The organism is Streptomyces sp. NPDC088910, from assembly GCF_044749865.1.
Taxonomy (GTDB): domain Bacteria; phylum Actinomycetota; class Actinomycetes; order Streptomycetales; family Streptomycetaceae; genus Actinacidiphila.
In genome coordinates, this window is sequence record NZ_JBIVIV010000001.1 from 761,621 (window position 1) to 775,911 (window position 14,291).

The window sequence follows — 14,291 nt, forward strand, 5'->3', positions numbered from 1 at the left end:
TCGGGGACTCGTACTGCGTGACGGGTGGGGACCCGCCGGAGCCGGATGGCCGGTCTGGCAGGGTGGAGCCCGTCGTTCGCCCCGACTGAGACTCGGGGCGAACGACGTGTCTGGTGGGTGGCCCGGTGCGCGGGCCGGTTCAGCCGCCGGGTCGCCGACGTGGCGGGCGCAAGCCGCGCAGCCGGGCGGGGACGGCCGGCCGCGGGATGGTGAGGGAGCGTCCGCCGGGCAGGCTCAGGCGCAGCGGCAGCCGGGTACCGGCGGCGAAGGGCGCTCCCAGCGCGGCGAGCAGCCCGAGGCCGGCCCCGATCGGCACCGCGAAGCGCAGCGCGGAACCGGGGTCGGAGGGCGTGATGCCGCCCGCGACCGGCACGGTCGCCGGGGAACCGGTCGCGGCGGTGGGGCTGGGCGACGCGCCGGGCTTGCCGCCGGGGGCGGTGTGGCCGCCGGTGCCGCCGTCCGCGCTCCCGCTCCCGCCGTCGGAGCCGCCGGCCGTACCGCTGCCGCCGCCGTCACCGCCCGTGCCGCCGCCGGAGCCGGTGCCGCCGTCCGCGGCGCCCGGTTCGGTCTGCGGGGCGCCGGAGCCGCCGGGGCCGGGGGCCGGCTTCCAGGTCTCCAGGGCGGTCGCGGCCGTGGCCGCCTCGGCCCGCAGCGCGGACGGCAGCGGCGCGTAGCCGACCGGCAGCGTGCCGGGGGCGGTGCCGGGCACCTGACCGCCGGCCGAGGCGTACCGCAGCAGGTCCGCGTACTGCTTGCGGGCGGTGGGCGCCAGTTCGGCCGGGCGGGCTGCGCCGTAGACCAGCATGCTCAGCGGGTAGACGCCCTTGGCGTTCGCGGTCGGGTCGATCCGCCGTACGCCGTCGGCGGCCTTCGCCTTGTCGGCGGCGGCCACCAGGGCGGCCCTGGTCGGTGCGGTGAACTCGCCCGCGGGGTTGCGCAGCCGCGCGGTCTGGAGGCCGAAGCGGGCGGCGGAGGCCGCGTCGGTGATGGTCAGCATGAAGCGCTGCCCGGCGACCTGCGGGCCCGGCGTCTTCCAGACCGGCGGGGTGGCCAGCGGGTCCCAGTTGGACTTCCAGAGCTGGTCGCCGCGGCGGGTGCGCAGCGCGCCGGTGTAGAGGTCGTCCACGTACGGGTGGAAGTCCGTCATCTTCTGCTTCTGGCTGTCCGGGGCGCCGCTGCCGGGCGGGACGGTCTCCCAGTTGTCGTTCTTCGGGAAGTCGTCGCGGTCGGCGGAGAAGGCGTAGCCGGTGGGGTTGAGGTCGCCGTTGGAGCTGAAGAAGGGGTTGACGCGCATCCCCCAGTCGTCCGGCACTCCCGCGAGGAACTGCCGGGCCTGCCGGTCGGCCAGCACCCACGTCCACACCTGCCTGGCCAGGTCGCTGTGGCCGAAGGCGGTGATCAGGTCGGTGTCGGTGCTCGGGTTGGAGGCGACCGACAGGTCCGCGAACTCCTTGTTGTACGCGAGGAATTCGGGGTCGGTGAGCAGTCCGCCCGGATTGTGCAGCGCCCAGTCGTAGCCCTTGGCCGCGGTCAGCCGGGGTCCGCCGTCGTCGTATGTCGTACGGACCGCGCCCCAGGGCGAGTTGCGGTACGACTCGGTGAGCAGTTTGGCGACCAGCCGCGGGGTGAGGTCGAGTGAGCCGACCCGGGTGCCCGCGCGTTTCCTGACGTCGGCGGGCGCGTCGGAGCGGGGCTGGCGCTCGATGCTGAAGCCGATCACGGCGGCGGACAGCGCGACCGGCGCGTAGGTGATGGTGTCGGCGGGCCGGGTCTCGCCGGTGACCGGCAGGGTGGTGAAGACCAGGCTGTCGCCGGAGTCGGTGAGCTGGCCGCGCGCCTCGGAGTCGCCGACGGTGGTGTAGCCGAAGACCGTGCCGGTGCCGCAGAGCTTGGCCTGCCAGCTCCCCATCGCGTCGGAGACCAACTCGCTGCCGGTGGTGTCGACTTCCCGCGCGCCCATCGCGCAGGTCGCGCCGACCGGCTGGAAGTCGAGCCGGACCGCGATGCGGTTGCGCCAGTTCGTGGAGGACACCGGGGAGCCCGCGTTGACCTGGGTGCGGTCCTGGTAGGGCTTGCCGTCCAGGTCCAGGTGGCCCTGCGGGACGATCACCAGCCAGCAGGACCGGCCGGTGACGCTGCCGTCGGGGTGCTTGACCGGGGCGCCGCAGCCCAGGTGCGGGGCCTCCTCCTTGGTCTGCGCCTCGACGTACTCCTGCCCGGTGCCGTCGGCCCCGGTGCGGCCGAAGTCGATCTCGTTGGTGGTGTTGTAGCTGTAGAAGCGGTTGTTCTGGGTGTCGCTGGTGACGACGGTGCCGTCGATGGACTTGAACGGCACCTCGCCGCGGCCGAAGGGGCGGCCCGCGCCGTACTTGTCGTCCTCGCCGTAGCTGCCGGGGTCCGCGCTGTACGAGACCTGCCGGGTGTCGTCCGCCTGGTTGCCGGGCCAGGTGTTACGGCCGGTGGTGGGCGACGCGCCGAACTGGCACTGGGTGCGCGGCGGTCCGGGGTTGCCGGGGACGGCGCCGTCGTCCTCGCCCCAGCACTGCATGATCTGGACGAAGTCGGTGTTGAACTGGGTGCCGGCGAAGGTGGTGGGCACCCCGCCGGTCCAGGACACGCTGATCGCCTGGTTGGCGAGGTCGCGGGTCTGGCTGACGCGGAAGCGCATGTCGGCGAATTCGCCGCGGCCGGAGACGGTCACGGCGGACGACTGGGCGGAAGGGCTCGACTGGGCCGCCCGCACCGACGCGGCCGACTGCGCGGCGACCGGCCGCAGGTCGGTCAGCAGGGCGGGGGCCGCCTGGGCCGCCGCCGCGCCGAGGACGGCGCCGAGCAGGGCGCCGGTGAGCAGGCGCCGGACGAGCCGGCGGCCGAGGGACTGTCGCGGGGTCGTCACGGCGTGTCCTCCTTGCGGTCGGTCGAGGCGGTGCGGTCGGCCGGGGCCTTGCGGCCGTTCAGGGCGCGGGAGGTCGCGGCCGGTGCCAGGACCAGCCCGACGACGAGCAGCGCCGCGAGGAGCATCAGGGTCTGGGTGCCGCCCCAGCCGTTGTGGCCGCCGACGGCGACCGGCTGCGCGAGCACGACCTGATTGCCGTTGCCGCCGCCGTTCGCACCGCCGTCGCCTGAGCCGCCGCCGGACGAACCGCCGTTCGGGGAGCCGCCGTTGGACGCGTCGACGGGCAGGCCGGTGTCCGGGTCGACGGCGCCCGAGCTGTTGCCGCCGCCCCCACTGCCCGAGCCGCCGGTGCCGCCGTTCCCCGTACCGCCGGAGCCGCCGCCCGAACCGCCGCCGCCCGTAACGCCGTTGCCCGATCCGCCCGTGCCGTTGCCCGAACCGCCGCTCGTACCGCCGCCGTTGGAGCCGCCGGACGATCCGCCGGAGCCGCCGGTGGACGCGCCGCCGCTGCCGGTGGTGCAGGGCGCGGCGCCCTGCTTGTCGCAGTCCTGCGGGAAGGGCGCCGACTTGGCGAGGGTGTTGGTGCCGTCGGTGCTGAAGGTCGGGTTGTGGCAGCCCTTGACGTTGATCGTCTGGGTCTGCGCGCCCGGGATGCGGCGGATCTGGTCGAAGCCCGCCTGCACCAGGTTGATCGGCAGCGGCGAGTAGCCGAGCTTGGGCGCGTACTGCTGGCCCTGGCACATGAAGTAGTACGAGAAGGCCGCCAGCGTGGTGCCCTTGGCCTGGGTGAACTGCCCCTGCACCTTGAGCGGCAGGATCATGTACGAGTAGCTGGACAGCGGATAGTTGCGCTTGTCGGTGTCGGTGTAGACGCCGCTGAGGTCCTGGGTGAGGTAGTCGGGCGAGTTCTTCTCGGTGTTGATCCGCGCCTTGACCAGCGACACCGCGACGTTGGCGGGCGTCGGCTCGGTGTAGTAGCCCGCGTGGTTGAGCACCTTCGCGACGGGGAAGTGCGCGTTCTTGGCGTAGGAGTAGTTGACGTAGCCGATCGCGCCGTCGCCGTAGTCCTGGGCGACGTAGCCCGCCACGCCGAGGTCGCCCGCCTGGGAGATCATGCCGGGCACCGGCGGGTAGTAGGACGTCGAGCCGCAGGCGCCCGCGCGGCCCACCTTGGCGCAGTAGGTGTTCCACAGCGCGGTGTGCTGCTTGGCCATCCACAGCGTGAACTGGGCGCTGGAGCCCGAGCCGTCGGAGCGGACCACCGGCACGATCTTCTTGGCGGGCAGTCGCAGGCCGGGGTTGTCGGCGGCGATGGCCGGGTCGGACCAGTTGGTGATGGCGCCGGTGAAGATCTTGGTGACGTTCTCGCCGGACAGCCGCAGATTGGTCAGCCGCTTCCCGTTGACCTTGAGGTTGTACATGAACACGGTGCCGCCGGCCACGATCGGCATGTACGCGTAACTGCCGTTGGTCGGGTGCTCGGGCGCGGAGCCGTCGGTGGGGTTGGTCTGGAAGGGGATGTCGGAGACCGCGAAGTCCACCGTCCCGTTGAGGAACTGGTGCCGGCCGTCGGAGGAGCCGGTCTGCGCGTACTGGATCTCCATGCCGTACTGCTTGACGTTGCGCCGCCACTGGTCGACGGCGTTGAACGCCCAGGTCGATCCGGCGCCGGACAGCGGGACGTAGCTGTCGGCCGCGGCGGCGCGCTGGACGCCGGGGCCGAACACCGAGGTGACCAGCAGGGCGAGCAGGGCCATGAGCAGGGCGGCCGGGGCTGAGGTGCGGCGGGGCATCAGGAGTTCTCTCCGGGAAGCGGGGATCCGGCCGGGTCTGCGGCGGGAGCGAACAGCGAGGGGCGGGGGGCGCGCAGGTCGTCGAAGCGCTCGACGTCGCGGCGGGAGGCGCGGGCGGCGCGGCGGCCCTGGCGCTTGGAGAGCTGGCCGGGGCCGCGCCCGCCGATCAGCCGGGCGATGGTGAAGAGCACCAGGACCAGCAGCATCAGCACGGCCGCCGCGCCGAATCCGCGGGCCACCATGGCCGGTTCCGGGGATTTGACGAAGGTGAACACGGCCAGCGGCAGCGACAGCATCGGGCCGTTGGTGGGGTCGGCGTTGACCGCGGTGGCGTATCCGGCGGTGAGCAGGACGGGCGAGGTCTCGCCGATGCCGCGCGCGGTGCCGAGGATGACGGCGGTGGCGAGCCCGGAGCGCGCGGTGGGCAGCACCACGTGCCAGACGGTGCGCCAGCGGGGGGCGCCGAGCGCTTCCGCGGCCTCGGTGAGATTGCCGGGGACCAGGCGCAGGACGACGTCCGAGGCCCGGATGATGATCGGCAGCATCATCACGCTGATCGCGAGTCCGGCCGCGAGACCGGACTTGGGGAAGTGCAGGATCAGGATCCAGGTGGCGTAGATGAACAGTCCGGCCACGATGGAGGGCAGGGCGGTCATCGCCTCGACGATGGTCCGCACGAAGCGCGCGAACCGGCCGCGGGTCTGGTTGAGGTAGACCGCGCAGGCGATGCCCAGCGGGATGGTGACGGCCAGGGCGATGGCGATCATGATCAGGCTGCCGAGCATCGCGTGGGTGATGCCGCCGACCGTGATCGGGTCGAGCGGGCCCGCGAGCTGCATGTCCTGCGTGAAGAAGTTGCCGTGCGGCAGCGCCTCGCGCCCCCGCCACAGCGTGAAGCCGACGACGAGCACCAGGGCCGAGAACAGCAGTCCCGCGGCGGACCAGAGCACGACGGTCATGAGCCGGTCGCGGACCGCGGGTCCGTCGTGCTCCAGCGAGCACAGCAGGGCGTACGCGGCGAGGAAGACCAGGTAGGTGACGGCCGCGAAGCCCAGCGGGCCGGAGAGCGGGGCCAGTCGGCCGAAGAGGAGGAGGGCGGTGCACAGGCCGGTGGCGGCGGCGCCGAGGACGTTGAGCACCGCGCCGCGGGCGACGCCGCCCAGGGCGCGCCGTCGCTGCGCGGCGTCCGGGGCGTCGGCCGGCTGCCGTACGACGACGGTGGTGGCGGGCGCGGCGGCGGCCGTTGTGGCGGCGGCTGCGGCGGCGTTCGTGGCGGCGGTGGCGGGCTCGGCCAGAAGGTCCGTCATGTCGTCACCCCTCGCTCAGCGAGCCGGAGCGGGACCGCGCGACGATCGTGGACGCGGTGAAGTTGACGACCAGGGTGAGCAGGAAGAGGGCCAGGCCCGCGGCCATCAGCGCCGACATGCCGAAGTCCGAGGAGTCGCCGTAGTGCAGGGCGATCAGCGAGGAGACGGAGTTCGAGCCGGTCTGGAGGATGTGGGGCTGGATCTGGAAGACCGGGGAGATGATCAGGTAGACCGCGATGGTCTCGCCCAGCGCCCGGCCGAGCCCCAGCATCGTGCCGCCGATCACGCCGCCCAGGCCGTACGGCAGCACCACCGAGCGGATCATGCCCCAGCGGGTGGAGCCGAGCGCGTAGGCGCCCTCCCGCTCACCGGCCGGGGCCTGCGCGAAGACCTCGCGCATGACCGAGCACATGATGGGGGCCACCATCATCGCGACGACGATTCCGGCGATGAAGGTGGAGGCGGTGTACACGCTGGCGGAGGAGAGGGGTTCGCCCGGCTCGACGCCGTCCACGCGCAGGAAGGGCACCCAGTGGAACCAGGTGGACAGCCAGCGGGACAGGCCGATCACATGGCCCTGGAAGAAGAACAGGCCCCACAGGCCGTAGACGACGGACGGCACGGCGGCCATCAGGTCGACCATCGCGACCAGGGTGCGGCGCACCCGGTGCGGCGCGATCTCCGAGATGAACAGCGCGGTGCCGACCGCGAGCGGCAGCGCGAAGCAGACGGCCACGGCGGCGATCAGCACGGTCCCGGTGAGGACGGCGGCGATGCCGAAGTTGTGGACGTCGGGCTGCCACTGCGCGGTGGTCAGGAACGCGAAGCCGCGTACCCGCAGCGCCTGGCTCGCCCGTAGCAGCAGGAACAGGCCGACCGCCGCCATGATCGCCAGTACGGCGACACCGGCGGCCGTGAGCTGCCCGCGGAATATCCGGTCCCCGATCCCCTTGGCCGCCCGCAGCCGCCGGGGGGCGTCGTCGCCCCCGACCGACTCGGGCGTGCGGGACACCACTTGTGTGGATGTCACGTGTCGTTCTCCCCCCAGCGCTCCCGCGCGCCGAATGGCGTCGCGTTGCGAGGAGTGAACGGGGCCTCCATGGCCGAATGACACTGTTCACCTGAGGAGAAAATGAACAACAGATAGTGAGAAGTTGTGAGTGGCCTGTGGAGGTTGTCCAATGTCCGACAAAACTACCCATCTCCCGCTCGGTTGCCTTATGCACCTAGCAACTTGCCTGCCCAGAAGGGGTGTTGAGAGGGCGCTCGGCGCGCGATACGGGCGGGACCGGTGGTGTTGGCGGGCGATGTGAGCACGGAGGGTGACGAGCGACAGGGGGCTCGATCCGGCCACATTGGGGCACGAGCCCACGGTTGCCGGGAGGCGCACGCCTGCTACCGGCAACGGGCACCGCGCGAGGCGCGGAGGATTCGGGGAGAGCCCTACGAGTTTGTAAAGGACCTGTGAGAGGGTGTCCGCCTGAACCCCGCCGATATTCGCCGCCCGACCGGGGCCGAAGGCTCCAGCGGTCGACCAGCGGACCGAATCGGGGGTTGGGGTAGTTTCATATCTCCGCGTGCTATCGATGCGAGGAACGTTGCGTATGGATTCCACACTGCCCGGAGCCGCGTCGACAATACGGCGGCGGAGGCGACTGAACACGAGGATCAAGGACGCGCTGCGCGATCTCTCCGTCCAAATGGCGTTGCTGAACCATCGGGTCGGCACTCATCTCGGCCTGCGCGACGCCGACTTGGAGTGCCTGGACCTGGTCAGCCGCTTCGGGCCGATCGGACCGACCGCGCTGTCGAAGCACGCGGGCCTGCACCCGGCCACGCTGACCGGCGTGCTCGACCGGCTGGAGCGCGGCGGCTGGGTGGTCCGTACGCCCAACCCCAGCGACCGGCGGGCGGTCCTCGTCCAGGTCATCAAGGAGCGCGAGACCGAGACGGCCGAGATGTTCGCCGGGCTCAACAAGTCGATGGACGTGATCTGCGCGGACTACGACGACGCCGAACTGGTGCTGATCGCCGACTTCCTGTCCCGCGCGGCGCGGGCGGGACGTGAGGCGACCGACGAACTCGCCGACCGCTGACGGGCCGACGGCCGGCCGCCGGTCGTCCTCACCTCACCCGACCTCACAGGCCGCCGGCCGTCCTCACCTCACCTGCCGCCGGCCGCGCGGCGCTCCGGGTGCCAGCGCGGCGCCGCGTCCAGGCAGCCGTCGTACGGGTCGCCGGGACCCGGCAGGTCCTGGCTGCCGCGCAGCGCCCGCAACTTGCGCAGCACGCCGGGATCGTCGAGGCCGCCGGGCCTGCGACGGGCCGCCGCGGCGACCGCGCGCGGGCCTGAGCCCTCGGTGGGCGCCGCGCCCTCCCACCAGTGCTCGCCGCGCCCGCGCCACCACTCGGACGACGAGACGCCGACGGTCGTCGAGCCCAGCGAGATCAGGGCGCGCAGCAGCCGGTCCCCGCAGAACCGGGCGGCGGCCCGGCCGAAGGCGCGCCAATTCGGTGCGGGCATGCGCGATCACTCCTCCTCACGCGTCTTCACCGATCGTGCTCAGACGCGCTCGGCCGTGACCCCGGTCCCGGTCTGCGCCGTGGTCTCGACGATCTTCAGCGAGATGAACTCGTCGATGCGCAGCCGCTGGAGCGCCCAGCGCAGCACGGCGGGGATGTCGGGGTTGTCGTCGATGTACACCTGCGGCGCGACCACCGGGACGCGCTTGCCGCGGGTCTTGATCTCACAACCGCCCGCGGCCACCACGTTCTTGACCCAGTCGGACTCCGCGCCGTACGGGAGGGACAGGATGAAGTGGCCGTTCTTCTTGAAGACCTTGACCGGCGTGCGGTACTCCCGGCCGGACTTGCGGCCCTTGTGGTAGACCGCGCCGAACCCCGGCATGGCGGGGAGGATCCGGCCGACGATCCGATTGCCGAAATACTTGTTCACGCGCGCCAGCCGCCGCTTAACGGACATGACTGTGCTCCTTCTTTGAGGGACTCGCACGGGGAAAAAGAACGGAGAAAAGAGAGAAGAAAAACGACAGCGGTCGGTAATAGCGCAACATCTTTACCGGCCGATGTCACACTCGGACGGGGGCCCTTCATCTCAGGTGACAGGAGCGCGCGTCACACTGGGAGGCCCACCATGTCCGACAACCCGGCGGAGCTGCCCGACGACACCGCCACACGGGTGTTCGTGGGTCATCGGGAGTTACTGTTCTCGGTGGTCTACAACCTGCTCGGCAGCGTCTCGGACACCGAGGACGTCCTTCAGGAGACCTGGCTGGCCTGGGCGCGGAGAGTCCGCCAGCCGCACGCCGAGGAGATCGACAACCCGCGCGCGTACCTGGTGCGGATCGCGGTCAACCAGGCGCTCGCCCGGCAGGCCACGATCAGCCGCCGCCGCGAGACGTACATCGGACCCTGGCTGCCCGAGCCGTTGATCACGCAGATTCCGGAAGCGCGGAACACCCCGCAGGCGGCGCAGGCGACGGACGCCGCGGAATCCGCGCTGCGCAACGAATCCGTGTCCATGGCACTGTTGGTCATTCTGGAGACGCTGACCCCGCTGGAACGCGCGGTGTTCGTGTTGCACGAGGTGTTCGGTTATGCGCATACCGAGATCTCCGAAATTCTCGGCCGCAGCCCGTCCGCGATTCGCCAACTCGCGCACCGGGCCCGCGAACACGTCCAGGCCAGGCGGCCCCGCTACCAGGCCGACCCGCACCTCCAGCAGCAGGTCACCGAGCGCTTCGTGGCCGCCGCGCTCGGCGGCGACATCGCCGACCTGATGAGCCTGCTCGCGCCGGACGTGACGATGTGGACCGACGGCGGCGGCAAGGTCCGCTCCGCGCTGCGCCCGGTCACCGGCCGCGACAAGGTCGCCCGGCTGCTGAACGGTTACGCCACCAGCCGGCTGCCGGAAGCCCTCGACATCCGCTACCGGCACGTCAACGGCGACCCGTCCGCCGTGGTCTTCTCCGGCGACTCCCCCTACGCGGTCATGGTCATGGACCTCAATCCGAGCAACGACCAGGTCACCGACATCTATCTGGTCACCAACCCGGACAAGCTCTCCCGCGTACGGCTGGACGGTCTGGACGACGGGGACGAGGACACGGCCGCCGGACAGATCGAGGCCGCCGAGCCGAGGAAGGCGATCGAGCCCGGCGACGACGGCCGCGACGGCCGCGACGAGTCCGGTCCGCGGTCGGGCTGAGCCGAGCGGCTGTCCCGGCCCTCCCCACGTGGGGCATGTCACGTGGGGTGGACCGGGACGCCGCGTTCCTGGGTGACGGGGGTATCGGCCGCCGGATCGGATGTTCCGGCGTCCGCGAACCCGTCGGTGAGTCCGTCGGGCAGACCGTCCGCGCGTCCGTCGGCGAGTTCGTCAGGACGCCCGTCCGTACCCCCCTCGGGCACCCCTTGCAGGGCCAGTACCCGCTGCTCGCGCAGTTCCTCGTCCGCCGTGCTCTCGATCCGCTTCATCGCGACCCGCAGGATCGGCGGAGCCATCAGCGGGGTGAGGATCGCGATCAGCACGATGATGCTGTACATCGCGGTGGTCAGCAGGCCGAGCCGCACGCCGACCACGGCGATGACCACCTGGATCACCCCGCGCGCGTTGATCCCGGCGCCGAGCGCCAGGGCCTCCCAGCGGGTGAGGCGGCTGAAGGCGCTGCCGATGAAGGCGCCGAGGAATTTCCCGGCGACGGCGATCGCCAGCGCGGCCAGTCCCCACAGCGCGATCTTCGGACGCGTCAGCGACGTCAGGTCGATCCGCAGCCCGGCGAGCGCGAAGAACAGCGGGGACAGGAAGGACAGCACGGTGGCGTTCAGCGGCTCCAACTGCCGTGCCTGCGCGTCCGTACCGCGCGAGCCGATCAGGATGCCGCACAGGAAGGCGCCGAACACCGCCTCGAAGCCGAGCGCCTGGGCGCCCGCGCCCGACAGGACGAGCAGGATGACGGTGGCGGAGATGGTCACGCCGCGCGAACCGGAGCGCTCGGCCCAGCGCAGCACCCAGCCGACCAGCCACCGGCCGCCGGTCAGCAGGACGACGATGACGACGGCGAGGTGCCACAGCGGGGTGGCGATCTCGCCCGCGCCGACCCCGGTGGTGGCCATCGCGGTGACGACGGAGACCAGCAGCCAGCCCACGGCGTCGTCGATGGTGCCGACGACCAGGATCATCTGGCCGACATTGCGGTGGATCAGCTTCATGTCGACCAGCACCCGGCCGATCACCGGGATCGAGCTGACGCACATGGCGACGCCGACGAACCAGGCGAAGACCGCCGGATCGGCGTCGCCCGGCCGCAGTTCACCCGGCAGCGCGTAACCGAGCCACACCCCGAGCGCCAGGGGCAGCAGCAGGGCGGCGGCGCTGACGCCCGCCGCCTTGCCGCCCTGTCTGCGGACCACCTTCAGGTCCAGGTGCATACCGGTGAAGCCGACGAGCAGCAGCACGCCGAGCTGCCCGACGGCGTCCAGCAGGTGCATCTGGGTGGGGTCGCGGGGGAAGAGCCAGCCGGACAGGCCCGGCGCCACGTGCAGCAGGAGCGAGGGCCCGAGTAAGACGCCCGAGGCCAGTTCTCCGACGACGGTCGGCATGCCGAGCCTGCTCGCCAGCCGTCCCAGCACGAGTGCCAGGACGAGCAGGGCGCCGATCTGGAGCAGGAACACCAGCAGTGTGTGCTGCGGAAGGGGATCGACGGTTTCCGCGGCGATGCTGATCGCACTCATCGAAGAGCTCCTCACTGATGCGCGGTGGCCGGGTCGGCGGACAGGCCCTAGGCCACGCAGATCCCCTGGACGGCGACCTTCTCCGCGATGAACGGCCGCGCGAGCAGACCGTCGGGGTAGGCGCCGGCCTTCTCCTGGAACTCGGCCGACATGAAGGCCGCGAGCAGCGAGGAGGTCGACTCCCAGATCGCGATGTTGACCAGGGTGTTGCTGCCCGCGGTGCCGCGGTGGAGCTGGGTGGAGATGCAGCCGTCACAGGACTTCATGTAGGCGGCGTCGAGCGCCCAGCTCTCCAGGGTCTTGTCCATCTGCCCCTCGGGCACGACAAGGGTGTTGATGAGTACGACGGTGCCCGAGTCCTCCTGCTGGAGCTGGGTCTCGAAGGAGACCTTCGGGTCGACGGCCTCGAATGCGAACGCCATGGTGTGTCCTCTCGTCGTCATGGGCGGTGCGTGACGTGACGTGACGTGGATGGCTGACGTGCGGGTCCGCTCAGCCGTCGAAGATCGGGTGCGCTCCCCGCGGCTCCTCCTCCAGCGCGCCCAGGGAGCCGCGGAAGAAGATGAGCGGTTCCTGGTACTCGCGGGGCACGCCGAGTTCGACGACGCGGCCGACGAAGATGGTGTGGTCGCCGCCGTCGAACTCCTTGTCCAGGCGGCAGGCCAGGAAGGCCAGTGCCTCGCTGAGCACCGGCATGCCCTCGGCCGAGTGGTGGTGGGGCACGTCCTTGACCGCCGAGGTGTCCTTGCCCGCGAAGGCGCGGGCCAGCGGCTCCTGCGGCCCCGACAGGAAATTCACCACGAAGGAGCCGGCCTCGTCGATGACCGCGCGCAGCCGCGACTCCTTGTGCAGGCAGAACAGCACGAGCGGCGGGTCGAGCGAGACGGAGGTGAACGAGTTGACCGTCGTTCCCTCCGAACGCCCTTCCGCGCCGCTGGTGATGACGGTGACACCGGTGACGAACAGGCCGCACACATTGCGCAGCAGCCTGCCCTCCACCGGCTCCGGCTGGTGCAGCACCTGATCGGAGGGCGCGCTCACGAGCGCCCCTTCTCGCCCGCGGCTGCGGCCCCGGCGCCGGCCCCCGCCTCGGCCTTGCCCGCCGCCTCCGCCTCGCCGACCTCGACGCCCACCGTCGAAGTGGCCATCAGCTCGCTGCTCTTGGGCAGCAGCGGACCGGCCAGCGCGGTCGTGACCAGCGCCATGATCACCATCATGGTGAACATCTGGCTGTCCAGGACGCCGAGTTGGACGGCGGTGTTGAGGATGATCAGCTCGGTCAGCCCTCGGGTGTTCATCAGCAGGCCGAGCGCCCTGGACTCCCGCCAGGACAGGCCGAACAGCCGGGCGGGCACCATCGCGCCGAGCAGCTTGCCCGCGCAGGCGACGACCAGGATCGCGGCCAGCTCCAGGTACTGCCGGGCGTGCAGGCCGTTGATGTCGACGCCGAGGCCGGTGACGATGAAGAACACCGGCAGCAGGATCAGGCTGACGTGGTCGAGCGGCTTGCGCAGGTGCTCGGCGAGCTGGAGCGCGGGCTCGCGCGGCATGATGAAGCCGAAGAGGAAGGCGCCGAAGATGCCGTGGATGCCGATCCAGGTCGTCAGGTAGGACGACAGGAAGGTACCGGCCGCCATGACCACCAACAGGGCCCGCCACTGCTGGCGTTCGCTGAAGAACCTGACCACCGCGGCCAGCGCGGGCCGCACGAGGACGAACATGCCGAGCACGTAGGCCGCGCTCAGGCCGAGCACCTGGAAGAGGTCACCGGCGCCGCTGGAGGTGACCAGCGCGGAGACGTACGCCAGCATGCACCAGGCGAGGATGTCGTCCACGGCGGCGCTGGCCAGGGCGAGGGTGCCGACCCGCGAGTGGGTGAGCCGGTTGTCGGTGAGGATCCGGGCGAGGACGGGGAAGGCCGTCACCGACATGGCCGCGCCCATGAACGTGGAGAAGGTGACGAAGGAGATGTGGTGCCCGGCCACCGTGTTGTGGTGCGGGTAGAGCAGCGCGGCCACCGCGACGCCGAGTCCGAAGGCGCAGGCGACCGAGGAGAGCGAGACCGACGCGGCCAGACCGCGGTGCGGACGCAGCATCCGCTTCTCGAACTCCCAGCCCACCATGAACATGAAGAGCATCAGGCCGACGTTGGAGACCGCGGACAGCAGCGGCCGTACGTCGGCGGGGAACAGCTTGTGCGACAGGTCGCCGGGCAGCAGCCCGAGCAGGCTGGGGCCGAGCGCGATGCCGGCGAGGATCTCGCCGATCACCGCGGGCTGGCGGACCCGCTTGGCGAGAGTGCCGAGCAGCACTCCGACCAGCAGGACGAAGGCGATGCCCGCCAGCATGGTGGCGACCTGGAGGTCGTTGTGGGGCGCGAGGCTGTGCAGCGCGATGCTTGTCATCGCAGTCCTCCGGGGACGGGAGCGGCTGGGAGATGCGGACTCGAGCGGTACGCGTCCGGGCGGTGTCCGGACGCACGACAGCGGGGTGGCACGGAAGTCCGTGGCCACCCCGCTGTCGTGAGAGGGATGTCGCTGT

General features: G+C 71.4%; 12 protein-coding genes. 2 read left to right on the forward strand and 10 right to left on the reverse strand.

Annotated features, from left to right (window positions below):
* Positions 1 to 139: 139 nt before the first annotated feature.
* The 4 genes from ACIP4Z_RS03215 to pstC are packed head-to-tail and all read right to left on the reverse strand — an operon-like array spanning position 140 to position 7,026.
* Complete coding sequence (locus tag ACIP4Z_RS03215) at positions 140 to 2,896, reverse strand: hypothetical protein (RefSeq protein ID WP_401304680.1); 2,757 nt, start codon at positions 2,894 to 2,896, stop codon at positions 140 to 142.
* Entirely contained in the window at positions 2,893 to 4,689 is a 1,797-nt protein-coding gene (locus ACIP4Z_RS03220; protein ID WP_401304683.1) for a phosphate ABC transporter substrate-binding protein PstS, read from the reverse strand. The genes ACIP4Z_RS03215 and ACIP4Z_RS03220 overlap by 4 nt, the downstream gene beginning before the upstream one ends.
* Positions 4,689 to 5,996, reverse strand: a complete 1,308-nt coding sequence (gene pstA / locus ACIP4Z_RS03225; RefSeq protein WP_355337108.1) for a phosphate ABC transporter permease PstA — start codon at positions 5,994 to 5,996, stop codon at positions 4,689 to 4,691. Before pstA ends, ACIP4Z_RS03220 begins: the two co-directional genes overlap by 1 nt.
* A gap of 4 nt (positions 5,997 to 6,000) precedes the next feature.
* Positions 6,001 to 7,026 (reverse strand): phosphate ABC transporter permease subunit PstC, encoded by a 1,026-nt coding sequence (gene pstC / locus ACIP4Z_RS03230; RefSeq protein WP_401304687.1) that lies wholly within the window; start codon positions 7,024 to 7,026, stop codon positions 6,001 to 6,003.
* A 670-nt stretch (positions 7,027 to 7,696) separates the two neighbouring features.
* Here pstC and ACIP4Z_RS03235 point away from each other — a divergent pair.
* Positions 7,697 to 8,092, forward strand: coding sequence for a MarR family transcriptional regulator (locus ACIP4Z_RS03235; protein WP_401304690.1), 396 nt, complete (start codon positions 7,697 to 7,699; stop codon positions 8,090 to 8,092).
* A 68-nt stretch (positions 8,093 to 8,160) separates the two neighbouring features.
* On the opposite strand, the gene ACIP4Z_RS03240 is transcribed toward ACIP4Z_RS03235, so the two are convergent.
* On the reverse strand, positions 8,161 to 8,520 hold the full coding sequence (locus tag ACIP4Z_RS03240; protein ID WP_391046820.1) for a hypothetical protein: 360 nt from the start codon (positions 8,518 to 8,520) through the stop codon (positions 8,161 to 8,163).
* A 39-nt stretch (positions 8,521 to 8,559) separates the two neighbouring features.
* Complete coding sequence (locus ACIP4Z_RS03245; protein WP_355337100.1) at positions 8,560 to 8,979, reverse strand: nitroreductase family deazaflavin-dependent oxidoreductase; 420 nt, start codon at positions 8,977 to 8,979, stop codon at positions 8,560 to 8,562.
* Positions 8,980 to 9,150: 171 nt separating this feature from the next.
* Here ACIP4Z_RS03245 and sigJ point away from each other — a divergent pair, with 171 nt between their 5' ends.
* Positions 9,151 to 10,224 (forward strand): RNA polymerase sigma factor SigJ, encoded by a 1,074-nt coding sequence (sigJ, locus tag ACIP4Z_RS03250; protein WP_401304694.1) that lies wholly within the window; start codon positions 9,151 to 9,153, stop codon positions 10,222 to 10,224.
* Between the two features lie 38 nt (positions 10,225 to 10,262).
* Here the strand turns inward: sigJ and ACIP4Z_RS03255 are convergent, their stop codons facing one another.
* The 4 genes from ACIP4Z_RS03255 to ACIP4Z_RS03270 all read right to left on the reverse strand — a co-directional run bounded on the left by ACIP4Z_RS03255 (position 10,263) and on the right by ACIP4Z_RS03270 (position 14,155).
* Positions 10,263 to 11,750 carry a cation:proton antiporter gene (locus tag ACIP4Z_RS03255; protein ID WP_401304697.1) on the reverse strand — a complete coding sequence of 496 codons (1,488 nt, stop codon included), beginning with the start codon at positions 11,748 to 11,750 and terminating at the stop codon, positions 10,263 to 10,265.
* A 47-nt stretch (positions 11,751 to 11,797) separates the two neighbouring features.
* On the reverse strand, positions 11,798 to 12,172 hold the full coding sequence (locus ACIP4Z_RS03260) for an antibiotic biosynthesis monooxygenase family protein (RefSeq protein WP_355337094.1): 375 nt from the start codon (positions 12,170 to 12,172) through the stop codon (positions 11,798 to 11,800).
* Between the two features lie 70 nt (positions 12,173 to 12,242).
* Complete coding sequence (locus tag ACIP4Z_RS03265) at positions 12,243 to 12,791, reverse strand: flavin reductase (protein WP_391046827.1); 549 nt, start codon at positions 12,789 to 12,791, stop codon at positions 12,243 to 12,245.
* Positions 12,788 to 14,155: a cation:proton antiporter gene (locus tag ACIP4Z_RS03270; protein WP_401304701.1), complete on the reverse strand. Its 1,368-nt coding sequence runs from the start codon at positions 14,153 to 14,155 to the stop codon at positions 12,788 to 12,790. Before ACIP4Z_RS03270 ends, ACIP4Z_RS03265 begins: the two co-directional genes overlap by 4 nt.
* Positions 14,156 to 14,291: the final 136 nt, after the last annotated feature.

What these genes read in the sequence shown, in the direction of transcription:
- ACIP4Z_RS03220 (WP_401304683.1), bottom strand. Translation starts at nt 4,689, where the DNA reads ATGCCCCGCCGCACCTCAGCCCCGGCCGCCCTGCTCATGGCCCTGCTC.
- pstA (WP_355337108.1), bottom strand. Translation starts at nt 5,996, where the DNA reads ATGACGGACCTTCTGGCCGAGCCCGCCACCGCCGCCACGAACGCCGCC.
- ACIP4Z_RS03235 (WP_401304690.1), top strand. Translation starts at nt 7,697, where the DNA reads ATGGCGTTGCTGAACCATCGGGTCGGCACTCATCTCGGCCTGCGCGAC.
- ACIP4Z_RS03240 (WP_391046820.1), bottom strand. Translation starts at nt 8,520, where the DNA reads ATGCCCGCACCGAATTGGCGCGCCTTCGGCCGGGCCGCCGCCCGGTTC.
- ACIP4Z_RS03245 (WP_355337100.1), bottom strand. Translation starts at nt 8,979, where the DNA reads ATGTCCGTTAAGCGGCGGCTGGCGCGCGTGAACAAGTATTTCGGCAAT.
- sigJ (WP_401304694.1), top strand. Translation starts at nt 9,151, where the DNA reads ATGTCCGACAACCCGGCGGAGCTGCCCGACGACACCGCCACACGGGTG.
- ACIP4Z_RS03255 (WP_401304697.1), bottom strand. Translation starts at nt 11,750, where the DNA reads ATGAGTGCGATCAGCATCGCCGCGGAAACCGTCGATCCCCTTCCGCAG.
- ACIP4Z_RS03260 (WP_355337094.1), bottom strand. Translation starts at nt 12,172, where the DNA reads ATGGCGTTCGCATTCGAGGCCGTCGACCCGAAGGTCTCCTTCGAGACC.
- ACIP4Z_RS03270 (WP_401304701.1), bottom strand. Translation starts at nt 14,155, where the DNA reads ATGACAAGCATCGCGCTGCACAGCCTCGCGCCCCACAACGACCTCCAG.